The organism is Bradyrhizobium sp. CCBAU 25360 (genome assembly GCF_028128695.1).
Lineage (GTDB): Bacteria > Pseudomonadota > Alphaproteobacteria > Rhizobiales > Xanthobacteraceae > Bradyrhizobium > Bradyrhizobium ottawaense.
In genome coordinates this window covers 604,940-630,061 of sequence record NZ_LBJA01000001.1, presented here as the reverse complement: position 1 = coordinate 630,061, position 25,122 = coordinate 604,940, and the positions used below count along the sequence as shown (strand labels likewise).

Genomic DNA, 25,122 nt, shown 5'->3' with positions numbered 1-25,122 from the left:
TGTATGTTGGGTTAAAGCTCACGGGGGTGCTTGGTTGCGTGGAGCTTGGTCAGGTGACCAGACTTCGCTCCGAGGCCCGGAACGCACGTCGGCTTGGTTCCTGCAGATAGTCATGGGCCACTCTGCCGAGGCCGAGCGTGAGATCCGCACGGATGTGAGTTGCGGAGACGATTTCGAGCACCGGCAGATCGGCCACCGGTGCCAAGGCATGCGGCGTCAGCGATAGGGCTGCGGGCCCGGTCCAGGCCCCCTTCAGCGCAATCTGCTCAAGATGGTATTCGACGAGCTCGCAGATCCGCGGGCTGCCGTCGACATGCGGGATGATCTTGAGCAGGAAATTCGGCTCGCCCAGCGCGGCCTTGACCTGGCAAAGGTCGGCCTCCCGGTGCTTGTAGCCCATCGTACCCGTTGCAACCCGCAAGGGGCCGTAGTCCAGCGTGCCGATCAGGGTGTCGATTTCGGTTCGTAATGTCGGCTGGGCCAGCTTTTTCGGAAAGCCCCAGAGTTCGCGCCCGCCTGCAATCGGGCCTTCGTCGTTGAGGAACATGCAGTGCGTGTACCCGCCCTTGCGCCCTCGGAAGGAGACCGGGATGACCTGGCCACTTTCGGTGTAGTCGCCAAAGCCGTTCGAATCCGGCATGCGGATGAATTCATATTTGACGAGCGCTTCGCGTGCATCGAGCTCCAGTGGTTCAGGCACCACGGCGCGCAGCTTTGCCGGGTCGGTGCGATAGGTGATGATCAGGTATTCGCGGTCCACAAACCGATACGGTCCTGGCGTATAGGCCGGGCTGGTAAGCGGCATTGCAAAGGCACGCTTTCGTACTTCACTCTCACGCATTTGGTTCTCCCTGCAGCGGCCATGACGGCCGGACCTATTCGCGACCATCGTTCTCCAGGTCGAATGTAAAAACGCCGTCCGCGCTGGCGGGGCGTGTGAGCACCTCGGGATGTCGCAGCGTGCGGAGTGCATCGTGGTAACCGGCGCGCCAGTGATCCTGCATCGAAAGCCGGGAGAACTCGTAGTCCTTCGAGTGCCCTTCGTGATTGCGTGCGCGATAAATCAGGTGGACGATGTTGTAGACGTTGTGAGAGACCGCGGTGCTGAGGAGCTTCACGTCGTCATGTTCCTGAAGCTCTTCCGGAAGCCGGCCCAACAGGGCGGTGAGCGCACGTCGCAGGCGCTGCACACGCTTGAACTGATCGGTGCTTGCGCGCGTGCGGCTCGAATATTGAACCTCCTTTTGACGCGTGACGACCTCGGCCATGTTGCCCGGGAGCTGACCTTTCGCGCTCCAGAGATCGACCTGAAAGGCCAGCATGTCCTGCGGCGCACCCCAGTCGATCACCCATTGCAGCGGCGTATTGGACACCAGGCCGCCGTCCCAGTAATGCTCGCCCTCGATCTCCACCGCGGGAAAGCCCGGCGGCAGCGCGCCGCTCGCCATGATGTGCTCCGGCAGGATCGTATGGGTGCTGTTGTCGAAATAGACGAAATTGCCCGTTCTTACGTTGACCGCACCTGCACTGAAGCGCGTCATTCCCTCGTTGAGACGATCGAAGTCGACCAGGCGCTCCAGCGTGCTCTTCAACACACTTGTGTCGTAGAAGCTGGTCGCCTCGGTCGTTCCGCCGGAATGTAACCAGGGCATGAGGGGGCGCGCCGAGAAAAATCCGTTTGCGCCGCATGCCGCGGCAAGGCCGGCGCTCATCTGGTTGAGGACATTGCGTGCATTGTCGTTGCGCCGATCGAGAAGTGGATTTCCGGACCAATCCCAGGGCGCAGTGGAAGTCACTTGCGTCCAGAAATCGCGGAGCCGGTCAACACGGGACTCCGGCGGGTTGCCTGCGATGATCGCGGCGTTGATTGCGCCGATCGAAATGCCGGCCACCCAATCTGGATGGATGCCGGCTTCGGCGAGCGCCTCATAGACGCCCGCCTGGTAGGCCCCCAGAGCGCCGCCGCCCTGCAGCAGCAGGGCAATGCAATCGAATGGTAGCCGCCGTTGGGCGGCGGGCAGATGGGGGCGAGGCTGGAAGTTCATGACTTGGCTTGCTCTCGGGTGTGTGTCGATCGAGGCTGACGTCGTGCGAAGGCCTCGATAAAAAGAAACTATACGGTATAGTGTATATACGTGCGCATCGATCAAGCAACTCACGAGATCGTGCTTCAGCGGCAGATCAGCCAGTTGTCGGTTAGTGCTGAGTTGATCGCTGTCCGACCTTGGGCGGCTCGAGCATCACTTCCTTCAAGCGATCACCACTGGCGACGACGACCACGAAGTTGAGTTTGCCGTCCTGCTTCACCAGCCCACCGGCGAGTGCGTTTCCCGCCGCGGCCTTTTCGGCGACCCGCACCGCGTCCGACAGTTCCTGCTTGATCCACTTCAGGGCGATGATGTTGGCCAGGTCCTCTCGATCGAGTTCCTTCAGCGATGACGCAATTTCCGCTTGCGATACGCTTCCGGTGTTCGCATCTATGACATTTTCAAAGATCCGCTCATTCTTGACCGTGCGCACGCGATAGACCGGCGGGCCCGATATCTCGAAACTGACGTCTGCGGTCCTCGAGCCGTCATGCAGCCGCTCCGCGATCGCCATTGCCTGGCCGAGTGGTACCTTCGTGGTGCTGAATTGTTCGAGCACACGGCGAATAGCTGCTTCGTCGGCATTACCCTGCGCGGCCGCGGTGTGCTGTTCTGCATCGGCAGGAGCCTGCGTGACATCGGCCATAGCTCCCGTGCCAGCAAGGGCAGCCGAAAAAACGATCAGGGCAAACAGGTGCTTCTTGGACATCGCGTGAATCCTGTGGTTTTCATCCAAAAACATGAACAGTGACCTAGTTCGGCACGAGAGCGTATCGGCAAGGACCGTGCTCGCGACTCAATGAAACGCAGCCGCCGCGGCTGGTTTCGAAACCCGGATGTCGAGCGGATCGCCGCCGCTTTCCGGGGCGTGCCTGAGCGAGGGTGCGCTGTCGTGCCGCGACATCACGTGGCCTCGTGGCTTTGCTTGCTTGATCGTGAACGGGGGACTGCAACCGTGCCAGGCTTTCGCGGAGGCGCAGATCAGTCGTCGGCGCTGGGCTACTGTCACTGATAATCACAGCGGCGTTGGCGACCTCAGGTTCCAGCAGCTGCGATGGAGCCACAGCGATATCGTGTTCAGGGGGCATCGGGAGCAGTCCGAACCCGATGGTATCGATGATGACCGCTTCCGGTCCTTTCAGCTCTGTGTGGATGCGGATCGGCGGCAGCGCAGAATGCGAGTCCGTGAGCCGGCTCGGCAAAGGTGCGGGCAGCACCCAATCGGCGGCCAGCAGCAGCAGGAGCAGCGCTCCTCCAACCGACAGAAAATAGGCCCGCAACGGAAGCTCGGGTTCGACAAGACTGTTCGCGTGTCTCGACAGCGCAGATTTCCTGCTCACGGCAGCCGGCTCCTGGACATGGACTGATTTCGTCTCACCGTCAGATGCCCCAGGGGCGGGGATGCCGGCGCGCGAGTTCGGCATCGAGATAGCCGCGCTCGTCGATCCAGTCGGCCGGGCAATAGGCCATCGCCTTCGGGTCGATCAGGTGCCCGTCGCGTTCGAGGGCCGTTCGCGTGCCGGTGAGTCCGGTCCACACTGAAGCGCCGGTGGCCGGCTCCACGTGCATGATGTCGAACACTTCGATGAAGTTGAGCATGTCGAAATTCCAGGATGCTCAGGCGGCGGAGGGGGAAGGGTGCTCGACCCCTTCAAGCGCGATGCCTCTGCGGACGAGTTCCAATTCGATCATGTCGAACATGCATTCGACTGGCGCGAGCCAGACGTTGACCGAATAGATGATGCAACCGCGAGCGAGCAGCAGTGCCGCGGTCATGCGAAGCTCCGTGGGCTGGCCGCGTGCCGTACCGGGGCGGGCTCGCGATCGGCGAGCGCGTGCACCCAGGCGAGCACCGAGATGGTGAGACCCAGCAGCAGGCTCACGCCCACGAGCGACACGGCCACGATCAGATTGAGCGACGCGACGGCAATCCCCGGCCAGGGATTTTCCCGTACCAGCGCCAAGAACAGGCTTGACATCCTCGACCTCCTAAATAAACTACACCGTATATTTCATATACAGCGCGGATCGCGGGATGTGTCAAGAGCTGAGACTCACAAGCCCGTGTTCGTCCTGGTTGGACGATGGGGACTTCGGAATGAGGCCCGGATTCCCCTTTCGGACAGCAGTGCCTCAACTTGAGAAGGGATTCGATATGTTCAAGAACCGACTGGTGCTCGCAGTCCTGGTGTTCGTTGCGCTGGGCGCCGAGGCTGCTTTCGCGCAGGAGGACCGCGGCACAGCCGAGCAGAGGGCGGCATGCGCGCCTGACGCGTTTCGCCTGTGCGCCGGCTACATCCCCGACGCCACGAATGTGGAAGCCTGTCTCAGGCAAAAAAAGTCAGAGCTGAGCGAAGCTTGCGGAGCTGTCTTCGAGCACGCAGCGGCCGCTGCTTCGGTCAAGACCGTGGGGTCGCACCGGTATCGTGGCACAAAAGATGAGGAATGATCGCATGAACACGATCTATTTTCCCGCTTTCGCCGCGTTCGGGGGCTCTGCCTTCGGAGCGATTTCCACGATCGTGACGGGATGGGTGACCCGTCGCCGCAGGGTCCGTGAGCGCCATCATGCCCACGCGGTCTCCAAGCGTGAAAAGCTGTATCGATGCTTCATCGAGGAGGCGTCCCGGCTTTATGCGGACGCGCTGACCAGCGACAAATCCGAGATCCCGGCATTGGTGAATTTGTATGCGCTGATCGGGCGCATGCGGATCCTGTCCAATGATGAGGTTGTCCATGCTGCGGAGCGGGCAGGGCGGCTGATCATCGAGACCTACCTTGCGCCGAACACATCGTTCGTCGACCTGCCGGGCTTCTTGGAGGAGATGGACCCGTTGCGCGAGTTCGGCGAGGCCTGCCGGCGTGAAATGCAGGCGTCCCCGTCACGTTGAGGCCGAACGTGCTCCAGGCACAGACTACCCGTCAGGTTGGATCGTCGTGCACCCACGAAAGAATTGTGCAGGCTGCCATTCGGCTGTACCGGGCCATCGGCTATCGGAAGACGACGGTTGCCGACGTCGCCCGCGGCGCGTCCATGTCCCCGGCAAACCTCTACCGGTTCTATCCTTCCCGCCAGGCGCTCGAAGAGGCAGTGGTGGCAGAATTGCTTGATGAGGTGTCGGCGGCAGCCGCAAGTGCACCTCGCCGTGGCGGCTCCGGCCTGGACCGCCTGAGCGCGACTCTCATCACGATCTCCCAGCGACATGAACACAGGCTGACACACGATCTCAGGCTGCACGAATTGGTGGTTGCCGCAGGACAGGCGAATTGGCCGATCGCCCTGTCCCACGCCGACGGGGTCCGCGGTCTCGTGCAGTCGATCATCGCGGCTGGGCAGGCGAGCGGCGAATTTCGAGCAGGGAGCCCGATGGTGCTCGCTTGCTGCCTGCTCGATGCGATGGATGCATACCTCAATCCGTCGCGCATCAAAGCGCATGCTCTTCGGCCGGCCTTCGGCGAGATGATGAGCTTTTGCGCCGAAGCGCTCAGCAACGCAGCGTCCGTTAACGCGGCGTCCTCTCAAGTGACCGGCATCCGGGTCGATTTGCTTTACAAGCCCGCCTGTCGAACCTAGCGCTCGACGGGTTGCCGGCTCACGGCGTCCAGTCCGCTTCACAGGCCGCAAGGAAAAAGCCGACCCGTTCGCGCACGAAAGAGGGCAACTCCCGTCTCAGCTCCTTCGGTGTTTCTCCCACCAACGAGCGAAACAGCATCGGCAACAGGATCAGATCCAGAAAGATCTGAGCGGTGGCAAGGCTTCGCTTCCCGGTGAAGGGACCTTTTGGAGAGCGCGCCAGCTTCTGCGTCGCTTCATTCAAGAGTTGGGAAACGGCGTTGACGGAGCGATCGCGCGCGGCATCGTGGACGTTGCGGCTCAATTCGGGGAAACGCTGCGCCTCGGCAATCGTGGCGCGAACCATGCCCAACGATTCTTCGATGACCTTCTCCACGACCGCGGTGCCGAGACTTGAGAGCTTGTCCTGAAGGGTGCGGCCCTCAGGCTCGAAGCCTTCGAAATCCGTCAGCCCAGTGATGGTGCGGGCCACCACCGCCGCGAACAGTGCGTCCTTGCCGGGGAAATGAGCATAGATGGTTGGTTTGCTCGCCGGCGCCAGCTCGGAGATGTCATCGATGCTGGCGCTGCGGTAGCCCTTCTCGAGAAAGAGTTGCTGAGCTGCATCGAGGATCCGAGCCTGGACGTCGCCGGCCAGGTCTTTCGTTGGTCTGCCCCGTTTCGGGCTGCTCTTTTTTGTCATCCGTCGGTCTCCCAATCACGAGTCTGTGCGCACGCAGATCGCACTTGACACGCCCGGCGGGAAAAGGCAAGAAAAAGAAAATATACGGTATAGTTTATTTAATCGTCGCTGGGTCGGCAAAGACCTGCGACGGCTCCCGGATGGTCGAAGCCGCAAGGTGCGTTGGCCTCGCGATCGTCCGGTCCACCTCAGGAGATCACAGTGACCATGTTGAGCCCGGACCCGTACCGCCCACAAGACGGCATCCTGCTGCGCGAATTGCATCACAGGGTCGATAAAGGGATCGCCTCGGCGATCAATCTGGTCGCGGCTGCGGCCATCCGGGCCGACGGGGCGGAAGCAAAGGCCGCTTTGAGCGATGTGGTCGAGCTGCTCCACGGACATGCGGAGTTGCATCGGGCGCTTGCGGTGCCACAGGGCGATGCCCTCAATGACGCCGCGACATACGTTCGCAGACTGGGCTGCGCCATGCGCCAATCCTTGTTGGATCGAATGGGGATCCGGCTGGCATTCGCAACTGAGGCTCTCCCGCTTCAATCAGAGCGGTGCGGGCGGCTTGGCCTGATCGTCCACGATCTGATTGTAAACGCAGCGAAGCATGCGTATTTCGGCGCGCGCGCCGGCGAGATCAAAGTCAAGCTGACGCGCATTGGCTCGGTCGCGAACTGCGTCGTGCTGGATAACGGCTCGCGGCCGGGGCGGGCGGCCCCGGGCCGGGAGCTCCAGATCAGCAATGATCTTGCCAAGGGGCTCGGCGGACGGATCGAGCACGGCATAGCCGCCGAGTTCACGTCCGTCATTTTCTCATTTCACCTGAGCGAGCGGGAGCAGCAGGCGAGCTGGTCGATGGCGACGCGCCGCATGAGGTCGCCACGTCGGCTGAAGGCCAGGTCGTCCGTGGCGCCTGGCCCTAGCTCCGGCCTATCGGATCAGATCGAGCGTCCGGCCGCCATGCGAACGGATCCAAATCTATTGCGAGCGCATCCGAGCGAACCGGTCTCGCTCAGCGGGGCCTCGGACGTCTTGGGCGGGCTGCTGTCACCCTCTCCCCGAATGGCCGCGCTATGAAACCGCGCTATTTCAACCAATCCAAGATCGGTCTGAGGCCTCTCGGCGCCTTGGCGCTCGCGCTTGTCGCCGGCGCGCTCGGCGGCTGCGATGATCACGCCGCCATGCCCCCCGCGCGCGCCGCGTTCGTGCGCACGGAAATCGTGCAGCCCAGGGATCGGCAGTCCTTGATCACTTTGACCGGCGAGGTGCAGGCCCGCTTTCGGGCGGATCTCTCGTTCCGCGTCAGCGGGCGTGTCCTCGCGCGTTATGCCGATGTCGGGACCCACGTGAAGGCCGGCGAAGTGCTGGCGCTTCTCGACCCGGCCGAACAGGAGGCCGATGTCGATGCCGCGACCGCCGCTGTTCTCGCCGCAGAATCGCAGCTGCGTGTGGCAAAGGCGACTTTCGATCGGCAGAAGGCGCTGATCGCAAGCGGCTTCACCACGCGCACGGCCTACGACCAGGCGCAGGAGGGATTGCGCACCGCGGAAGGCGCGCTCGAAGCGGCAACAGCGCAGCTTGGAACCTCAAAGGACGCCCTCGGCTATACCGCGCTGCGAGCCGGAGCGGACGGCGTCGTCACCGCGCGCAATCTGGAAACGGGTCAAGTCGTACAGGCTGCGCAACCCGTATTTTAGCTGGCGCAGGATGGGGAGCGAGACGCCGTCTTTGACGTTTATGAGTCCATTTTCCTCAGCAATGCCGATAGCCGCGACGTTTCGTTGGCGCTCGTCTCCGATGCGGGCGTGACCGCAGGCGGCCAAGTTCGGGAGGTTTCGCCGGCCGTCGACGCCAAGAGTTCGACCATTCGGGTCAAGGTTGCCATCGAGGATCCGCCTGCCGCAATGACGCTTGGAAGCCCCGTCGCGGGAACTGTGAAAGTAAAGGCCGAGCGGCAGATCGCATTGCCCTGGCGTGCATTGATGGCGGCCGATACCAGGCCCGCGGTCTGGACCGTCGATCCGGCGACGCGGACAGCCTCGCTGAAGCCGGTAACAGTGAGCGGCTACGAGGCCGGAGAAGTATTGATCAAAGCGGGCCTCGAGCCGGGCGAGCGCGTCGTCGTCGACGGCGGCAAGCTTTTGAGCGTGGGCCAGTCCGTGACTTATGAAGGAGACCGGTCATGACGAGCCGCGCAATGATCGTGGCGGGCCCACTTGCATGTGCGTTGGCACTTGCCGGATGTCAGCAGGAGACAAAGGCGCCCGAGCCCGTGCGGCCAGTCCAATCGGTGCTTCTCGAAGCGGACCGCGCAGACGATGCGGTGGCGGTGGGCGTCGTCGAGCCACGCTACAAGACAAATCTCGGTTTCCGCGTACTGGGACGCCTGACCACGCGACCTGTCTATGTCGGTGATCTCGTGAATGAAGGACAGACGGTGGGCGTCGTCGACCCCACGGTCCTTGAGCTCGCCGTTCGCGCGGCCAAAGGGCAGCTTGCCAAGGCCGAGGCGCAGTTCGCGACCATGAGAGCGACGGAAGAACGGCAGCGAACGCTCATCACGACCGACGCGACCACAAAGCAGACGTTGGATAACGCCGAGCAGGCGCGTGCCGGCGCCGAAGCAACGGTAGCTCGCGAACAGGCAAATCTGACCAAGGCGATCGAGCAGCTCGGCTATTCGCAGATCAAGGCCGATTTCGCCGGTGTGGTCACCGCAGTGGGGGCTGAAGTTGGCCAGGTGGTATCTCCCGGCCAAAGCGTGGTGACGATCGCAAGACCCGATATTCGCGAAGCTGTCGTCGACATCGGACAGGACTTTCCGTTGCCGCTGGAGGTCGGCCTGCCATTCACGGTCAGCCTGCAGCTCTTGCCCTCCGTTCAGGTGCAAGGGAGCGTTCGCGAGATCGCGCCGCAAGCCGATCCGGTGACGCGATTGAGGCGGGTCCGCATTGCGCTCAGTAATCCGCCCGAAGGATTCCGCCTCGGCGCGACTGTCACCGCGAAACTTGACAAGAGCCAAGGCGGGATATTGCGTCTGCCCAGCTCGGCGCTGCTCGCCAAGGACGGCGCAAATTTTGTCTGGATCGTCGATCAGCCCGCCAACACGGTCTCGCTGCACAGGATCGATGTGGCCGCAGACCAAACCGGCGCGCGCGTCACCGGCGGGCTCGCTCCCGGCACACGCGTCGTCACCGCGGGGATCCACAGCCTCAAGCAAGGACAGCAAGTCCGCATTGCACAGGATGAAATGCCATGAAACCGTTCAACCTTTCCGACTGGGCGCTCGGCCATCGTTCGCTCGTCTGGTATTTCATGATCGCCTTCATGGCCGCGGGCCTTTTTGCGTACCTTCAGCTGGGACGGCAGGAAGATCCTGACTTCACCATCAAAACCATGGTGATCCAGGCGCAGTGGCCGGGCGCCTCGCCTGAAGAGATGACACGCCAGGTCACCGACCGGATCGAGAAGAAGCTGGAGGAGCTCGAATCGCTCGACTACACCAAGAGCGTGACGGTTGCGGGCCAGACCACCGTCTTCGTTTATCTGCGCGACACCACAAGGCAGCCGACGTCAAGCCGACATGGGTTCGCGTCCGCAACATGATCGCGGATATCAAGGGCGACTTCCCGCAAGGAGTGATCGGGCCCGGCTTCAACGACCGCTTCGGCGATGTGTTCGGCAACATCTATGCGTTCACCAGCGACGGGTTGAGCCAACGACAGCTGCGCGATGAGGTCGAGGACATCCGAGCCAAGGTCCTGACCGTGCCCGATGTCGGCAAGGTCGACATCCTGGGCGCGCAGGACGAGGTCATTTATCTCGAATTCTCCACCCGCAAGATCGCAGCCCTCGGTCTCGACGTCCACTCCATCATGGCGTCTCTGCAGGGGCAGAACGCGGTCACGCCGTCCGGCGTGTTCCAGGAAGGACCCGAGCGGATCAGTGTGCGAGTGAACGGCCAGTTCACGTCAGAGGCAAGCCTGAAGGCAGTCAATCTGCGCATCAACGATCGCTTCTTCCCCCTGACCGACGTCGCAACCATCACGCGCGGATATGCCGACCCGGCCAGGACGTTGTTCAGGTACAATGGCGAGCCGGCGATCGCGCTTGCCATCGGCATGAAGTCCGGCGCAAATCTGCTGCACTTCGGCGAGGCGCTGAAGGAGGAGATGTCGAAAATCACGGCCGACTTGCCGGTCGGGGTCGGCGTTCAACTCGTCGCCGATCAACCCATCGTGGTCGAGCATGCCGTGTCCGGCTTCACCGAGGCGCTGTTCGAGGCCGTGATCATCGTCCTCGGCATCAGCTTTCTCAGCCTGGGCATGCGCGCCGGACTCGTCGTCGCGATTGCGATTCCGCTGGTTCTCGCCATCACCTTCGTCGTGATGGCCTATGCCGGCATTTCGCTGCAGCGAATCTCGCTTGGTGCCTTGATCATCGCGCTCGGCCTCCTGGTCGATGACGCCATGATAGCGGTCGAAATGATGGTCGCGCGGCTCGAGGTCGGCGATCCCCTGGAAAAGGCGGCAACCCACGTCTATACCTCGACCGCCTTTCCCATGCTGACGGGCACGCTGGTGACCGTCGCCGGCTTTATTCCGATCGGGCTCAATAACAGCAATGCGGGTGAGTTTACCTTCACGCTGTTCGTTGTCATCGCGGTTTCCCTGATCGTCTCCTGGATCGTGGCAGTGCTGTTCACGCCGTTGCTCGGCGTCACCATCCTGCCCGCAAAAATAAAGGGCCATCATGAAGAGAAGGGGCGCGTAGCGCAGCTGTTCGCGCGTCTCTTGCTCTTCTGCATGCATTATCGCTGGATGACGATCGGCGTCACGGTTGCGGCCTTTCTGCTGGCGCTGTTCGGCATGAACTTCGTGCAGCAGCAGTTCTTCCCGTCGTCCGATCGCGCCGAGCTGGTGATCGACTGGAACCTGCCGCAGAACGCGTCGATCGCCGACTCCAATGCGCAGATGGCGCGCTTCGAACGCGAACAGCTTCAGGGCAACAATTCGGTCGATCACTGGTCAACCTATGTCGGCACCGGCTCGCCGCGTTTCGTCCTGTCCTTCGACGTGCAGACCGCCAACACCTGGTTCGGCCAGATGGTGGTCGTGACCAAGGGCGGCATCAAGGCGCGCGACCAGGTCAAGGCACAGTTCGAGCATTACCTGAAGAAGACGTTCCCCGGGACCGACACCTACGTCAAGCTGCTCGAAGTCGGGCCGCCGGTGGGTCGTCCCGTGCAGTATCGCTTGAGTGGGCCCGACATCGCGAAGGTGCGAGATCTCTCGCAAAAGCTTGCCGGCATCGTGCGAAGCAATCCCGATCTCGGCAATGTCGTGTTCGACTGGATGGAGCCGGCCCGCGTCGTCAAGGTCGACGTTCTCCAGGACAAGGCGCGCCAGCTCGGCGTGACCTCGGAGGACATTGCCACGACCTTGAATTCCGTGCTCGAGGGCACGCCGATCACGCAGGTGCGCGACAGCATCTATCTCGTCAATGTCACCGGACGTGCAACCGCGCCGGAACGTGCTTCCATCAACACGCTGCGCGATTTGCAGTTGACGGGGCTCGGCGGTCAATCCGTGCCGCTCGGAGCCGTCGCCAATCTGCGGTACGAGCTCGAGCAGCCGACGATCTGGCGGCGCGCACGGATCCCCACCATCACGTTGAAGGCCGGCATCGTCGGCAACGTGCAGCCCAAGACGATCGTGGACCAGCTCGCGCCGAAGGTGGCGGAGTTCAGCAAAGCGCTACCGGCCGGCTATTCGGTGATGATCGGCGGCTCCGTGGAGGAGAGCGCCAAGAGCCAGGCGCCGATCATGGCCGTCGTTCCGCTCATGCTCTTCGTCATGGCCACGGTGCTGATGATCCAGTTGCAGAGCTTCCATCGCTTGTTTCTGGTGTTCGCCGTTGCGCCGCTCGCCGTCATCGGCGTGGTCATGGCGCTCCTGCCGAGCGGCGCCCCGCTTGGCTTCGTGGCTATCCTCGGCGTGCTCGCCCTGATCGGCATCCTGGTGCGCAACTCCGTGATCCTGATCGTCCAGATCGAGGATTTGAGGAAGGAGGGGCGCCCGGCCTGGGATGCCGTTGTGGAAGCGACCGAGCATCGCATGCGACCGATCCTGCTGACCGCGGCCGCGGCAAGTCTCGCGCTGATTCCGATCGCGCGCGAGATCTTCTGGGGCCCGATGGCTTACGCGATGATGGGCGGCATCATTGTCGGCACGCTGCTGACGCTGCTGTTCCTGCCTGCGCTGTATGTGGCCTGGTTCCGCATTCACCCTGATCACAGCGATCACTCGTCCACGCATGAGCCCGCGGTGCCTTCTCACGATGATGCGCCTGCGTCGGAGCGGATATCCGTACTCAAACCCGAGCCCGTTCTCGAAACGCAGTTTTGACAAGAGGAAAGACCATGTCCCGCAAGACACTCCTGATACTGTCCCTCACTGCGACGCTCGCAGCCGTGACGCTGTCGCCACATGCAGCCTTCGCGCAGTTTCCTCCGCCGCCCCCCATGGCCGGGCCTCCGCCGATTGCGGCCGGCGGGCCGCCTCCGCTGGCAGCCGGAGGTCCTCCGGCTTTCGCAGCTCGTCCTCCGATAGGGCCTGGCGGTGCCCCCCGTGCCGGCCTTGGCGGCCCGGCGCCTCGTCTCGGTACTGGACCTGCACCGCGCGGTGATCTCGCGGCGGCTGGGCGTGTCGGCGCCGCTGGTCGGGGCGGACCGACGGTGGAGAGTGCGGTTCGCGGCACATCGGTCACTTACAACCGCTTCGGAGACCACGGCCGCTACGGCGGATACCAATACGGCCATCGCGCCGCCTATGTTGCAGGCGCCTATGCTGCCGGAGCCTCTGCCGGCTACACCTATGGCCGTTCGCGCGATGACTATTCCTCGGACAGTGACTGCCACTACGTCTACGGGCGATACCGGCGCGTGATGGTGTGCAATTAGCGCATCGCGATTGTGCTCAAGCGACTTCATCCTGCGAGGCGCGTGAGTCACTTGTCCCCTTTAAGCAACTCAACATTGGCCTCTGCCTTCCGGAGTTTCGCCGCGCCGGTAAGGCTGCGATCGTGCGACGAAACCATTCTCGGTCGGATAAGCCCGGTGCTGCGACCAGTAAGTCAGAGCAGGCGAACAATGGGATCGGAGTTCGAGGCGCTCCGCGGCTGCTTTGCGTATGATCTCACGCTAGCCTACGATCTTGTGCGATGTTTGTACGGATCGCGCTTGGCGCTGATTGCGTTCTATGCGCGAGGCTTGAGATGGGCAGGTATTGGAGCAAGCCGTCCGCTAAACAACAGCGCAAGTCAGCCTGGGGTGTGATGCGGAAGCGTCAGCAGCGAGTTGGTCGCCTGACCACTGAGGATCGAGCAGTGTCTTGAGCGGAAGGGCATGCTTCACGATGGGAGATTTCAGCACGATATAGCTGAAATATTTCTCGATGCCGACGTTGCGTTCAAGTAGGTTTTCCATTCGCTCTTGATAGTGGTTGATGTTGCGGCACACGAAGCGCAGCAAATAGTCGTAACCGCCGCTGATAAGATGGCATTCCATCAGCTCGTCGACGTTGCGCATACAGGACTCGAACTTGACGAAATCTTCCTTGCGGTGATCGACTAAGGTGATTTCGGTGAAGACCGTTATGCTCTCGGTCAGCTTCGCAAGGTTGATCTGCGCACCATAGCCCCTTATGTACCCGGTCGCTTCCAGCCGCTTGACACGTTGCAGGCACGGGCTCGCCGAAAGGCCGACTGCCTCGGCCAGATTGGCGTTGGTCATCCTGCCGTCCTTCTGCAGCTGGACGAGGATGTTCAAGTCGATTCGATCGAGCTTCGGGATACCGTTCAATGGTCTTGAACTCTTAATCAGCGGGTCCCAGGTTCGAGCCCTGGTGCGCCCACCACCTTTAAAAGATTGGCCCGCAAGAGCCTTTTTAAGCTCTTCGACAGAACAATGCACGTCTCGTGCGACGTTCTTTGTATGGGGTGGACACGGCCAGATTGCCGTTCGGCTTTTTCCTGGTCTCTATATCGTCACCCATTCGATAAAGCGCACAGATCCGATGGGATAAGTCGATTACGTGCTTGTCGTAGCGCTCGTACGGATTGTCTCAGCCGCGAAAAGGGCGGCGAACCTTCTGAAAGTCAGGTGGATGCCACAGGCGGGGCGTTGCGGGACAGCTGGCCCGAAGAGGGGGCGTGGGGCGGCGCAGCGATCGCTGGCGGAGCCGCAAAGATCCGTCGTGCACGCACGATCTAGCTCTTCCGCGTCAGCCGCGCTTTCGCTGAGAGGGTGGCTTGAACTCCACGACCTCGTGCTGGCCGCACGGATTAGGTGGCTCATTTTTCTTCACGGTTAGCTCAAGCTCGAGAGCCTCGAAGGCGAGCTCATCCGCCAAGCGCTTAAACAGCTCGCGCTTTTCCATGTCCGTCGCCTGCTGACTCATCAGCGTAAACTCTCTGGCGTCAGCGCGGACCTTTTCCAAACGTCGTCGGAGGTCCTTCATGTGTGCCGGCTTAGCTTTTAAACTTATCCTCGGCCCGAACAATCAGTTTGCTTGTTCGGATCCACCGGGAGTCAACTGCCGAAACTCGAATTTGGTTCTATGCGGACCGCCAAATTCGCCGCTCATCGTGCTGCGAAATTTGGTCATGCTCCATGACCCGGCCCCTGTTCAGGGATTGCGGGCTGAGGACGGCCGTCCTGGCTGATGAGCCATCCCTGTCCGGCTCTCGCCGGATGATGCATAGAATTAGCATACCTGAAGGGCCATGAATGTTCGAAAGCGCACAGACGCGAGTGTTGCGCCCGACTAGGCTGTGAGCCATCCTGGACGCTTGCGAAGCGCTCAGGACCCAACGGCCTTGGGGCACGCCAAATGTGCCGGCTGCGCTGAAGCGGCTCCGTCCGCGAACGCAGTGTTGCCGGCTGCGCGCCGGGTTATGAGGCAGGAGTAAGCTCGGCGATTTTAGATCAACGATGGTCGTTCTCGTGCGTACTTTCCTTCTCATTGTGGGAATATGGCTACTGGTGAACGTTCTGTTCGTTGTAGTTGTCCTGCCCTCGCGCAGACGGGCACCTACTCGGCGAGAAGGAACCCCATCTCCGGTGACGATCAACACGACGGCCGGCCGCTCGGTCGATCACGACCCACCACTCCTGCGGCGCGGAATGACGCCGGTTGCAATCAGAGTTTTTTTCGTCGCCCTCCTCCTTCCAGTCCTTCGAGCGTGGAATGCGGCTAGGCGGCACTTCAGAGGGCGCCCAGACTAGACGCGGACCATCGCGCGCTTGAGATTCTCGTCGATGTCTTCACTGCGCCGAGGGCCCCCCGAGCGATTCAGCTAGACCATCAGACAGATCGCAAGCGCTCGCTATGGCCATGCTTCCAAGCATGGTTATGACCCCGCGTTCAAACTATGATGTGAAGAGCTCAGAGCCCCAGGAGGTAGCAACTGGCGCCATTTCAAATGCCGCAATCAGCGCTCAATTTGTCTGCCGCTTTTGAGCTGAAGCCCCATCGATCAGGAAATCGTCCAAATCTCGGCCGCTTCGAAGCTGCGGACGCAGCCATCGCGGCTGCCTGCCGCGACCCGACCATGTCTCCGCCGGGTTCTTCGGATTGCGATATTTGGGACGGACAGGCGGGTATGGACGGCGGCGCTTACGATTGAGCCGTGTGGCCTCGTTGGCCAGTGCAATCCTGTGGAGCCTTTCCTCCAAATGTGCTTTTTGCACCAACATTTTCTGAGCGAGTTGGGCGGCGACCTCTTGGTGAAGTATCCAGAGCTCGTCAATGGAGAGCGAATTAAAATGCGCGGTGTTCATGGCTCCATCCGAATCTTGGGCAGAAGGCCCAGGCAGACAAGTCGGGAATCCGGGAGCAGACAAGCCGTCAGTTAAATATTGATCCTGCAATCCACATTTAAATGCGAGAGGTGGCAGGGAGAAAGGCGCGACAGTGGTAATATCGTGGCGAAGTATTTAATTCGCTGCGAGGGGTAGCCACGTCTCGTGACATCCACAGACTCATTCCTCGGCGAGTTGCGCTTTCGTGTTTCGACGAGCGCAATGATGGCGATCGACCGGCGGCCGCGGCGCAGATCGTGGGCGGGAGCGAGGGCCGGCGCAACTCAGATGGATCGATGAATCGATCGCGCTGCCTCGTGTTGCACCCCTGGAGTGCTGGGCCGGCACATTAATTAGGTGGTCAAGAGGACAATTAATTCATCGCGCCGCCCGATTTAAGCCGTATGGGAGCCGTTGTCGCCGCTAAGGCTCAAGCGGGGGTAGGGCGCACCCGGGAGTTTTCGATGTCCGGTCAATTGCGATTGTATTTCGCCAGTTTGGTCCTTGTCGGAGGTTTTTCGGCGGCGCCCGCGTCCTCCAATCCTGTTGCCGACTTCTTCAATACTGCTACGTCCCAACCGGCGGTAACCTCTCCGCCGCAAGCCGAATGCGTGCCGCGTCCCGGTACCTCGACCAGTGGCGGACAGCATTGGGTCTACCGAACGGACGGTCGCCGCAAATGCTGGTTCCTGGTCGAGGGCATCGCGACGGTGAAGAAGCCCATTCGGGCTCGCGTGGCCAAAGACCGCAGCGCCAGTTTGGACGGAAACGGGACCACGCAGGCCAGGCGGAGCGCGGTCGTTGATGCGCGCGCGGAGTTGCTGCGCTCCGCGCCGCCCGAGCGATCTCGGACGACTGTACCCGAAATGCAGGTAGCAGATGCCGCTCCCGATCTCGGCACGGGCTCTACCCTCATGTCGGCGGCCGCCATCGTAGATATTCCCAGCAACCAGCTCACGCCCGAACACTCCGTGCCGGGCCAAGTCGACGCTGGGCAGCTTCTCGCCGCCGCGCCCGCCAACCCACCTCAAGATATGCCGCTGGGCGCGCGCATGGCAGAGGCGCACGACGAAGCGCGCAGCTGGACGGCCTGGTTCGGTGTGCTGCTGATGACGCTTGGTGGCCTCTCGCTCTTGAGCTCGAGCCGCACGCTTCGGCACGCAGTGAGATTACGCCACTGAGGTAGCGACATATAAGGTGCTGCCGCCGCGCGGCCGAGGGATTGAACGAGCAGGCACGGCCGAACTGCTACACGTACAAAGGTTCGGTGCGTCGCTGGTTTGGCACTGCCTCAGACGGACAATCGGGTACGATGGTGGTCACCCTTTTGGATCGGACTGCATCATGCGGTACAAGGTGTTCGTGGTGGACGGCAGCCGGCAAGTGATCTGCGCTGCAAAGCTCGACTGCATTGACGAGCAGGCGGCGAGACGACGAGCCGAGCAAATGCATGACGAGCACGACGTTGAGCTTTGGGAAGGCGATCGACTCGTTGCAGTGTTCCGAAGTGCAACGTCGAATGAAAGTCGGAGCTAACGCGCGATCCTGAATAGCTGGCCGGTCTCGCCGCCGAGTTTAGTTCACACCCCGGCCTGGCTGGTTGGCGACATGTCGCAGCGACGTCATCGCGGAGGCTCGCTACTGTGGGGATGAAGGCGCCCAGTCCCCTCTCAAAGTAGTGGCAGATGCGAGGAGCGCGGGCATCCGTGCATCGAACCGCGCGAGTGAGCCAACGCCGGTCAACCTTCGGACCCGGCGGGTCTTTAAACGGCTCTTGCTCTGCCGCTCGCTTTGGTACGCCGTCTTCTGCCGATTGTTTTTGCCTCTACATGTCGGAGCTTACTTCGAAGCTTCTCCACCTCTCTAAGCTCCTCCAGAAGCGCCTGGTGCCGTTCGCTCAGAACAGCACTAGAAAAGATCTGACGCGTACTCGACATCACATGCCTCAGAAAATGACTTGAAGTAAGAAGTCGACGAAAAGCGAAAGACAAAGAACGCTCGACGAAGCTCAATGAGCTAAGGCCGCAGCCGCCAGATGTTCCCAATACTCTGCCTCTGCAAGCAGTTTCCAGCTTCTCTCAGGTTGGAGTGCGGCAGTCTGTCGGCAAAGTAACGCCATTGCGCGAAAGCGGCGGGCAGCTTCCATTTCAACCTCCCATGTTTTCTTTTCCCCAACATATTTTTCAATTTTGCGATGGAGTCATCATGATTATACACAATAATCAAATATATCATTTAATGGCGGTCGATTTGGCCGCGTTCGCGCGTCAACCGGGAACTGGTTTCGGTTTTAGCTTCACATGGATTTCGAACGCGGCTTGCCGAGGCCCTGTTGCGCGTTAAAGCGAACGAGAGACGTGCGGGACAGCAACAGGAGATGCGAAGCTTCGTGCGAGAGCATCGAGGACTCTTCTCGCCGCACCCCAGGACACATGCGCCGGCTACCGAGCCATAACCCAGCCATTGGATAGCATCAGCGCTCTGGCTACGCGTCTCGCTCTTAGAGCGCACCACCATCGGATCCCCCGCGATGGTCTCACGCTCTGGAACGTACGCCCGGGCGACAAGGACGGCTACATTGACCCGATGGGATGACCAGCAACACATTGAAGGCCTCGTCCGCCGCTTCACGGTGGGCCTGGATCGTCGGATGCGCAAATTAATAAGCACAGGTTGGTGCAAAGTATTGCGAGACTGCTGCTTTCATGCCTCGTCTTCGTGAATGGGGCTGAGTTTCGGCTCCAATTGCTCCCTGCGAGTTGCCGATCTGCGCGAGGCAAAGATCATCTCGCGAACCGAGTGCATCCGGGAGGCAAGCCGTAAAATTCCGGTGTCGCCTCGCAAGGAGGGACGCAAGAGCCTCTTTGTTATTGATTTCGATGTATTAATTATTAAATCGATCGCGTAAATAAATAAATGGACTGATGCTTTAATTTAAAATAGGCTTATTTAATTAGGGGCGGGCGGCCGTGGCGCTTCTCGATCACGGTCGTCGCTTCTGGAGCCGCGAATATTGCAAGATCAAATAATTGCCAAAACGTGGGCGGCTAAGCACCGGCCACGTTGGGCAGGGGGATACCGCTCTAGATCTTTTCGAGTAACTTGGCAGCAGTCTGATGGACTGTCGCTGGCTGGCGGACCTATCGCCGTCCGAGCGAGCGCTACCAATTGCGTGAATTGATTTGCGGCGACGCTCTCTGCTCTGCATTGGCAGACGAGGGTTGCGAATGACGTGCACGCATTTTGTAGCAATGTTCGGCTGGGCTCGGGCAAGTTCGAATTCTTCGTCAATTTGCGATCTTCCGATCCAGCCAAGTTTGCGGTTTGCGAACATGGCGGCTGTCAGGCGCGCGACCGTGCGCACGACATCCGATCGCGAGCCCGGATCGACTCCAGCCCCAAACAGGCTTGAGCGGCACGTGTTCTGTTTACACCTTTTCGAAGCGCTGAGCATGACGGCAGGCATGCTGAGCAGCTCGGCATTTTTCTTCAGCAGCATAGGCAAGGCAACGGCCGATCATCCCCGCGCCATTGTGCAATTTGTGCCGGTCCGTGAATGCGGAAGGCGCATCATCCAGAGGATTTAAGCTATGGCGACGCAGACAACGGGCGGCGGCAGCACGGTTTCGTTCGGCAATACTCCGCAAGCCAACACGGACATTTTCTCGTTTACGGAAGACGCCAGCAACATTCTCATCTTGAATGTGCTGGCAAATGACCTTGGGGGCGCGGCCAAGACGCTGTTCTCCCTGGACAATGGAACGAGCGCCTCCGCGTCCACCAAGAACTACGCACCTGCAGATCTGCTGGTCAAAGATGTGGCGTACAGCAGTGATGCCGCCGGAATGGCTGCAACCGGTGACCGCAGCGCCCTCGGTGCACGCATCTGGATTGAAGCGGACGGCACCGTTCATTACGACAAGGGCGACATCAACGTTCAGCTTCAGGCGCTGGCGACCGGGCAAACGCTGACTGACACATTCACCTACGCTATCCAGCTGGGCAATGGCACGCTCAGTTGGGCGACCGTGACACTCCAGTTCAACGGCGCAAACGACTCGGTCATCATCACATCGAGTCCGCAGAGCGGCTCGGTGGTAGAAGACGCGAACACCACGCCGAATATCTCGGATTCGGAGAGCGCGGCGGGCACCATCAGTTTCAACGATGCCGATCTCGGCGACACGCATTCGGCCTCGTTCGCGGCAGCCTCTTCCAACACCACGTCGCTCGGCGCCTTCTCGCTTGATTCTGTCAACGAGACGGCCAATGCCGCCAACGGCTCGGTGCAATGGCATTACAATCTGAACAACGCCGCCGCGCAATACCTCGCTGCGGGCCAGACGATCACCGAGAGCTTCGTGGTGACGATCAATGACGGCCACGGCTCGACAGCTACCCAGACGGTGACGGTCACGATCACAGGCACAAACGATTCAGCTACGGTCTCTTCCGAGGCGAAGTCCGTCACCGAGGGTGATGCCGCCGCCGCCCTCAACACGAGCGGCCAACTCAGCATCATCGACCCGGATACTGGCCAGGCCCATGTCGTGGCGCAATCGAACGTCCACGGGACCTACGGCGACTTCAGCATCGATGCCAACGGCGCCTGGAGCTACACCGGCAACGGCGCGCATGACGAGCTCACCGCCGGCCAGCAGGTGCAGGATCAGTTCACGGTGACCAGCCAGGACGGCACCGCGAGCGGCATCGTGACGGTCACCATCACCGGCAGCAATGATGCGGCGACGGTCTCGTCGGACTCGAAGTCCGTCAGCGAGGGCAATGCCGCCTCCGCGCTCAATGCCAGCGGCCAGCTGACGGGGGGGGGGGGGGGGGGGGGGGGGGGGGGGGGGGGGGGGGGGGGGGGGGGGGGGGGGGGGGGGGGGGGGGGGGGGGGGGGGGGGGGGGGGGGGGGGGGGGGGGGGGGGGGGGGGGGGGGGGGCGCAGACGAACGCGCACGGGACCTATGGCGACTTCACGATCGATGCCAACGGCGCCTGGAGCTACACCGGCAACGGCGCGCATGACGAGCTCACCGCCGGCCAGCAGGTCCAGGACCAGTTCATGGTCACCAGCCAGGACGGCACCGCCACCGGCACGGTGACGGTGACCATCACCGGCAGCAACGATGCGGCCACGGTGGGGGGGGGGGGGGGGGGGGGGGGGGGGGGGGGGGGGGGGGGGGGGGGGGGGGGGGGGGGGGGGGGGGGGGGGGGGGGGGGGGGGGGGGGGGGGGGGGGGGGGGGGGGGGGGGGGGGGGGGGGGGGGGGGGGGGGGGGGGGGGGGGGGGGGGGGGGGGGGGGGGGGGGGGGGGGGGGGGGGGGGGGGGGGGGGGGGGGGGGGGGGTGGCACGGCGGCGGCGCTGAGCACCAGCGGCCAGCTCAGCATCACCGACCCGGATACGGGCGAAGCCCACGTCGTCGCGCAATCGAATGTCCACGGGACCTACGGCGACTTCACGATCGATGCCAGCGGCGCCTGGAGCTTCACCGGCAACGGCGCCCATGACGAGCTCACTGCGGGCCAACAGGTCCAGGATCACTTCACGGTGACCAGCCAGGACGGGACCGCCTCCGGAACGGTGACGGTCACCATCACCGGCACGAATGACGCGGCGACCGTCAGCTCGGACTCGAAGTCCGCCACCGAGGGCGACACCCCGGCGGCGCTCAACACCTCGGGCCAGCTCACGATTGTGGATCCCGACAGCGGCGAAGCCCATGTCGTGGCGCAATCGAACGTCCACGGCACCTACGGCGACTTCAGCATCGATGCCAACGGCGCCTGGAGCTACACCGGCAACGGCGCGCATGACGAGCTCATCGCAGGCCAGCAGGTCCAGGACCAGTTCACGGTCGCCAGCCAGGACGGCACCGCGAGCGGCACGGTGACAGTGACCATCACCGGCAGCAACGATGCGGCCACAGTCTCATCGGACTCGAAGTCTGTCACCGAAGGCGACACGGCCGCCGCACTTAACACCTCAGGCCAGCTCACCATCACCGATCCCGACAGCGGCGAAGCCCACGTCGTCGCGCAATCGAATGTCCACGGGACCTACGGCGACTTCACGATCGATGCCAGCGGCGCCTGGAGCTACACCGGCAACGGCGCCCATGACGAGCTCACTGCGGGCCAGCAGGTCCAGGACCAGTTCACGGTCACCAGCCAGGACGGCACCGCGAGCGGCACGGTGACGGTGACCATCACCGGCAGCAATGATGCGGCGACAGTCTCATCGGATTCGAAGTCCGTCACCGAGGGTGACACGGCGGCGGCGCTGAACGCCAGCGGCCAGCTCAGCATCACTGACCCGGATACGGGCGAAGCCCATCTCGTGGCGCAATCGAACGTTCACGGGACCTATGGCGACTTCACGATCGATGCCAACGGCGCCTGGAGCTACACCGGCAACGGCGCCCACGATGAGCTCACCGCGGGCCAGCAGGTCCAGGACCAGTTCACGGTCACCAGCCAGGACGGGACGGCGAGCGGCACGGTGACGGTCACCATCACCGGCACGAATGACGCGGCCACGGTCTCGTCGGACTCGAAGTCCGTCAGCGAGGGCGACACCGCGGCGGCGCTCGATACCGGCGGCCAACTCACGATTGTGGATCCCGACAGCGGTGAAGCCCATGTTGTCGCGCAATCAAACGTCCACGGGATCTATGGCAACTTCAGCATCGACGCGAACGGCGCCTGGAGCTACGCCGGCAACGGCGCGCATGACGAGCTCACGGCGGGCCAGCAGGTGCAGGACCAGTTCACGGTCACCAGCCAGGACGGCACCGCGAGCGGCACGGTGACAGTGACCATCACCGGCAGCAACGACGCGGCTACGGCCTCTTCCGACTCGAAGTCCGTCACCGAGGGTGATACCGCGGCGGCGCTGAACACCAGCGGCCAGCTCACCGTCACCGACCCGGATACGGGCGAAGCCCATGTCGTCGCGCAATCGAACGTCCACGGGATCTACGGCGACTTCACGATCGATGCCAGCGGAGCCTGGAGCTATACCGGCAACGGCGCGCATGACGAGCTCACGGCGGGCCAGCAGGTGCAGGACCAGTTCACGGTCACCAGCCAGGACGGCACCGCGAGCGGCATCGTGACGGTCACCATCACCGGCAGCAACGACGTGGCGACGGTCTCGTCGGACTCGAAGTCCGTCAGCGAGGGCGACACCGCGGCGGCGCTGAACACCAGCGGCCTATTGACGATTGTGGATCCCGACACTGGCGAAGCCCATGTCGTGGCGCAGACGAACGCGCACGGGACCTATGGCGACTTCACGATCGATGCCAACGGCGCCTGGAGCTATACCGGTAACGGCGCCCACGATGAGCTCATCGCCGGCCAGCAGGTGCAGGATCAGTTCACGGTGACCAGCCAGGACGGCACCGCCACCGGCATCGTCACGGTGACCATCACCGGCAGCAACGATGCGGCCACGGTCTCGTCGGACTCGAAGTCGGTAACCGAAGGCGACACGGCCGCCGCACTCAACACCTCAGGCCAGCTCACCATCACCGATCCCGACAGCGGCGAAGCCCATGTCGTGGCGCAATCAAACGTCCACGGGACCTACGGCGACTTCACGATCGATGCCAACGGCGCCTGGAGCTACACCGGCAACGGCGCCCACGATGAGCTCACCGCCGGGCAGCAGGTGCAGGACCAGTTCACGGTCACCAGCCAGGACGGCACCGCGAGCGGCATCGTGACGGTCACCATCACCGGCACGAATGACGCGGCGACGGTCTCGTCGGACTCGAAGTCCGTCACCGAGGGCGACACCGCGGCGGCGCTCAATACCAGCGGCCAGCTGACGATTGTGGATCCCGACAGCGGCGAAGCCCATGTCGTCGCCCAAACCAATGCTCACGGGACCTATGGCGACTTCACGATCGATGCCAGCGGAGCCTGGAGCTATACCGGCAACGGCGCGCATGACGAGCTCATCGCCGGGCAGCAGGTGCAGGACCAGTTCACGGTCACCAGCCAGGACGGCACCGCGAGCGGCACGGTGACGGTGACCATCACCGGCAGCAACGACGTGGCGACGGTCTCGTCGGACTCGAAGTCCGTCAGCGAGGGCGACACCGCGGCGGCGCTCAATACCGGCGGCCAGCTGACGATTGTGGATCCCGACACTGGCGAAGCCCATGTCGTCGCGCAGACGAACGCGCACGGGACCTACGGCGACTTCAGCATCGATGCCAACGGCGCCTGGAGCTACACCGGCAACGGCGCGCATGACGAGCTCACCGCCGGCCAGCAGGTGCAGGACCAGTTCACGGTCACCAGCCAGGATGGCACCGCGAGCGGCATCGTGACGGTGACCATCACCGGCAGCAACGACGCGGCCACCGTCTCGTCGGACTCGAAGTCCGTCACCGAGGGCGACACCGCGGCGGCGCTGAACACGAGCGGCCAGCTGACGATTGTGGATCCCGACAGCGGCGAAGCCCATGTCGTGGCGCAATCAAACGTCCACGGGACCTACGGCGACTTCACGATCGATGCCAACGGCGCCTGGAGCTACGCCGGCAACGGCGCCCACAATGAGCTCACCGCCGGGCAGCAGGTCCAGGACCAGTTCACGGTGACCAGCCAGGACGGCACCGCCTCCGGCATCGTGACCGTGACCATCAGCGGGACCAATGACGCGGCCACGGTCTCGTCCGACTCGAAGTCCGTCACCGAGGGTGATGCTGCCGCCGAACTCAACACCTCAGGCCAACTCACCATCACCGACCCGGATACGGGCGAAGCCCATCTCGTGGCGCAATCGAACGTTCACGGGACCTATGGCGACTTCACGATCGATGCCAACGGCGCCTGGAGCTACACCGGCAACGGTGCCCACAACGAGCTCATCGCCGGCCAGCAGGTGCAGGATCAGTTCACGGTCACCAGC

20 protein-coding genes and 4 pseudogenes are annotated in these 25,122 nt (G+C 62.5%); 13 read left to right on the top strand and 11 right to left on the bottom strand.

Going from position 1 to position 25,122, the window contains the following annotated elements:
• Positions 1–49: 49 nt before the first annotated feature.
• The 7 genes from XH81_RS02815 to XH81_RS02785 all read right to left on the bottom strand — a co-directional run bounded on the left by XH81_RS02815 (position 50) and on the right by XH81_RS02785 (position 4,066).
• The gene (locus XH81_RS02815; protein WP_095425547.1) at positions 50–841 is read right to left on the bottom strand and encodes an acetoacetate decarboxylase; all 792 of its coding nucleotides are present in this window, start codon (positions 839–841) and stop codon (positions 50–52) included.
• Positions 842–875: 34 nt separating this feature from the next.
• On the bottom strand, positions 876–2,045 hold the full coding sequence (locus tag XH81_RS02810; RefSeq protein WP_038973597.1) for a DUF3734 domain-containing protein: 1,170 nt from the start codon (positions 2,043–2,045) through the stop codon (positions 876–878).
• Positions 2,046–2,196: 151 nt separating this feature from the next.
• On the bottom strand, positions 2,197–2,796 hold the full coding sequence (locus XH81_RS02805) for a PepSY domain-containing protein (protein WP_095425546.1): 600 nt from the start codon (positions 2,794–2,796) through the stop codon (positions 2,197–2,199).
• A gap of 43 nt (positions 2,797–2,839) precedes the next feature.
• A complete protein-coding gene (locus XH81_RS02800; protein ID WP_143279329.1) occupies positions 2,840–3,427 on the bottom strand; it encodes a hypothetical protein in 588 nt (195 codons plus the stop codon).
• A 40-nt stretch (positions 3,428–3,467) separates the two neighbouring features.
• On the bottom strand, positions 3,468–3,686 hold the full coding sequence (locus tag XH81_RS02795) for a hypothetical protein (RefSeq protein WP_038951218.1): 219 nt from the start codon (positions 3,684–3,686) through the stop codon (positions 3,468–3,470).
• An 18-nt stretch (positions 3,687–3,704) separates the two neighbouring features.
• Positions 3,705–3,863, bottom strand: a complete 159-nt coding sequence (locus XH81_RS02790; protein ID WP_167456562.1) for a hypothetical protein — start codon at positions 3,861–3,863, stop codon at positions 3,705–3,707.
• The gene (locus XH81_RS02785) at positions 3,860–4,066 is read right to left on the bottom strand and encodes a hypothetical protein (RefSeq protein WP_038951219.1); all 207 of its coding nucleotides are present in this window, start codon (positions 4,064–4,066) and stop codon (positions 3,860–3,862) included. The genes XH81_RS02790 and XH81_RS02785 overlap by 4 nt, the downstream gene beginning before the upstream one ends.
• A 176-nt stretch (positions 4,067–4,242) precedes the next feature.
• On the opposite strand from XH81_RS02785, the gene XH81_RS02780 reads away from it, so the two are divergent.
• The 3 genes from XH81_RS02780 to XH81_RS02770 all read left to right on the top strand — a co-directional run bounded on the left by XH81_RS02780 (position 4,243) and on the right by XH81_RS02770 (position 5,661).
• Entirely contained in the window at positions 4,243–4,536 is a 294-nt protein-coding gene (locus XH81_RS02780; RefSeq protein ID WP_038973600.1) for a hypothetical protein, read from the top strand.
• A 4-nt stretch (positions 4,537–4,540) separates the two neighbouring features.
• On the top strand, positions 4,541–4,978 hold the full coding sequence (locus XH81_RS02775; protein WP_050995754.1) for a hypothetical protein: 438 nt from the start codon (positions 4,541–4,543) through the stop codon (positions 4,976–4,978).
• Positions 4,979–5,043: 65 nt separating this feature from the next.
• Positions 5,044–5,661: a TetR/AcrR family transcriptional regulator gene (locus XH81_RS02770; protein WP_245448875.1), complete on the top strand. Its 618-nt coding sequence runs from the start codon at positions 5,044–5,046 to the stop codon at positions 5,659–5,661.
• Between the two features lie 19 nt (positions 5,662–5,680).
• Here the strand turns inward: XH81_RS02770 and XH81_RS02765 are convergent, their stop codons facing one another.
• Positions 5,681–6,343, bottom strand: a complete 663-nt coding sequence (locus XH81_RS02765) for a TetR/AcrR family transcriptional regulator (RefSeq protein WP_038951224.1) — start codon at positions 6,341–6,343, stop codon at positions 5,681–5,683.
• A 207-nt stretch (positions 6,344–6,550) separates the two neighbouring features.
• On the opposite strand from XH81_RS02765, the gene XH81_RS02760 reads away from it, so the two are divergent.
• From XH81_RS02760 to XH81_RS02740, 5 genes and pseudogenes are all read left to right on the top strand, one after another.
• Positions 6,551–7,411 (top strand): sensor histidine kinase, encoded by an 861-nt coding sequence (locus XH81_RS02760; protein ID WP_097669175.1) that lies wholly within the window; start codon positions 6,551–6,553, stop codon positions 7,409–7,411.
• A pseudogene (locus XH81_RS02755) lies at positions 7,408–8,520 on the top strand (efflux RND transporter periplasmic adaptor subunit). Before XH81_RS02760 ends, XH81_RS02755 begins: the two are co-directional and overlap by 4 nt.
• Positions 8,517–9,593: an efflux RND transporter periplasmic adaptor subunit gene (locus tag XH81_RS02750; protein WP_097669176.1), complete on the top strand. Its 1,077-nt coding sequence runs from the start codon at positions 8,517–8,519 to the stop codon at positions 9,591–9,593. The pseudogene XH81_RS02755 and the gene XH81_RS02750 overlap by 4 nt, the downstream one beginning before the upstream one ends.
• A pseudogene (locus XH81_RS02745) lies at positions 9,590–12,741 on the top strand (efflux RND transporter permease subunit). The gene XH81_RS02750 and the pseudogene XH81_RS02745 overlap by 4 nt, the downstream one beginning before the upstream one ends.
• 329 nt (positions 12,742–13,070) lie before the next feature.
• Positions 13,071–13,295: a hypothetical protein gene (locus XH81_RS02740; RefSeq protein ID WP_193374900.1), complete on the top strand. Its 225-nt coding sequence runs from the start codon at positions 13,071–13,073 to the stop codon at positions 13,293–13,295.
• Between the two features lie 423 nt (positions 13,296–13,718).
• On the opposite strand, the pseudogene XH81_RS02735 reads toward XH81_RS02740, so the two are convergent.
• The 3 genes and pseudogenes from XH81_RS02735 to XH81_RS02725 all read right to left on the bottom strand — a co-directional run.
• Positions 13,719–14,195: pseudogene (locus XH81_RS02735) on the bottom strand (Lrp/AsnC family transcriptional regulator); the annotation flags it as partial.
• A 421-nt stretch (positions 14,196–14,616) separates the two neighbouring features.
• Positions 14,617–14,853 (bottom strand): hypothetical protein, encoded by a 237-nt coding sequence (locus tag XH81_RS02730; RefSeq protein WP_097669179.1) that lies wholly within the window; start codon positions 14,851–14,853, stop codon positions 14,617–14,619.
• Between the two features lie 980 nt (positions 14,854–15,833).
• Positions 15,834–16,175 (bottom strand): H-NS histone family protein, encoded by a 342-nt coding sequence (locus tag XH81_RS02725; protein WP_083859405.1) that lies wholly within the window; start codon positions 16,173–16,175, stop codon positions 15,834–15,836.
• 485 nt (positions 16,176–16,660) lie between these two features.
• Here XH81_RS02725 and XH81_RS02720 point away from each other — a divergent pair, with 485 nt between their 5' ends.
• From XH81_RS02720 to XH81_RS02700, 5 genes and pseudogenes are all read left to right on the top strand, one after another.
• Entirely contained in the window at positions 16,661–17,377 is a 717-nt protein-coding gene (locus tag XH81_RS02720) for a hypothetical protein (RefSeq protein ID WP_097669182.1), read from the top strand.
• A 163-nt stretch (positions 17,378–17,540) separates the two neighbouring features.
• Complete coding sequence (locus tag XH81_RS02715) at positions 17,541–17,732, top strand: hypothetical protein (protein ID WP_028144438.1); 192 nt, start codon at positions 17,541–17,543, stop codon at positions 17,730–17,732.
• 2,054 nt (positions 17,733–19,786) lie between these two features.
• Positions 19,787–21,226, top strand: coding sequence for a VCBS domain-containing protein (locus XH81_RS02710; RefSeq protein ID WP_271595664.1), 1,440 nt, complete (start codon positions 19,787–19,789; stop codon positions 21,224–21,226).
• Positions 21,180–21,287, top strand: a pseudogene (locus XH81_RS38635) (VCBS domain-containing protein); the annotation flags it as partial. The gene XH81_RS02710 and the pseudogene XH81_RS38635, both read left to right, overlap by 47 nt.
• A 40-nt stretch (positions 21,288–21,327) precedes the next feature.
• Positions 21,328–25,122, top strand: a 3,795-nt coding sequence (locus XH81_RS02700) for a beta strand repeat-containing protein (protein ID WP_271595662.1), incomplete at its 3' end; no start/stop codon positions are given.

Bases quoted from the DNA above. Each gene is read 5' to 3' on its own strand.
- XH81_RS02790 (WP_167456562.1), bottom strand. From the start codon at position 3,863: ATGACCGCGGCACTGCTGCTCGCTCGCGGTTGCATCATCTATTCGGTC.
- XH81_RS02750 (WP_097669176.1), top strand. From the start codon at position 8,517: ATGACGAGCCGCGCAATGATCGTGGCGGGCCCACTTGCATGTGCGTTG.
- XH81_RS02810 (WP_038973597.1), bottom strand. From the start codon at position 2,045: ATGAACTTCCAGCCTCGCCCCCATCTGCCCGCCGCCCAACGGCGGCTA.
- XH81_RS02710 (WP_271595664.1), top strand. From the start codon at position 19,787: ATGGCGACGCAGACAACGGGCGGCGGCAGCACGGTTTCGTTCGGCAAT.
- XH81_RS02765 (WP_038951224.1), bottom strand. From the start codon at position 6,343: ATGACAAAAAAGAGCAGCCCGAAACGGGGCAGACCAACGAAAGACCTG.
- XH81_RS02760 (WP_097669175.1), top strand. From the start codon at position 6,551: ATGTTGAGCCCGGACCCGTACCGCCCACAAGACGGCATCCTGCTGCGC.
- XH81_RS02730 (WP_097669179.1), bottom strand. From the start codon at position 14,853: ATGAAGGACCTCCGACGACGTTTGGAAAAGGTCCGCGCTGACGCCAGA.
- XH81_RS02775 (WP_050995754.1), top strand. From the start codon at position 4,541: ATGAACACGATCTATTTTCCCGCTTTCGCCGCGTTCGGGGGCTCTGCC.
- XH81_RS02785 (WP_038951219.1), bottom strand. From the start codon at position 4,066: ATGTCAAGCCTGTTCTTGGCGCTGGTACGGGAAAATCCCTGGCCGGGG.
- XH81_RS02780 (WP_038973600.1), top strand. From the start codon at position 4,243: ATGTTCAAGAACCGACTGGTGCTCGCAGTCCTGGTGTTCGTTGCGCTG.
- XH81_RS02725 (WP_083859405.1), bottom strand. From the start codon at position 16,175: ATGAACACCGCGCATTTTAATTCGCTCTCCATTGACGAGCTCTGGATA.
- XH81_RS02715 (WP_028144438.1), top strand. From the start codon at position 17,541: ATGCGGTACAAGGTGTTCGTGGTGGACGGCAGCCGGCAAGTGATCTGC.
- XH81_RS02720 (WP_097669182.1), top strand. From the start codon at position 16,661: ATGTCCGGTCAATTGCGATTGTATTTCGCCAGTTTGGTCCTTGTCGGA.
- XH81_RS02815 (WP_095425547.1), bottom strand. From the start codon at position 841: ATGCGTGAGAGTGAAGTACGAAAGCGTGCCTTTGCAATGCCGCTTACC.
- XH81_RS02805 (WP_095425546.1), bottom strand. From the start codon at position 2,796: ATGTCCAAGAAGCACCTGTTTGCCCTGATCGTTTTTTCGGCTGCCCTT.
- XH81_RS02795 (WP_038951218.1), bottom strand. From the start codon at position 3,686: ATGCTCAACTTCATCGAAGTGTTCGACATCATGCACGTGGAGCCGGCC.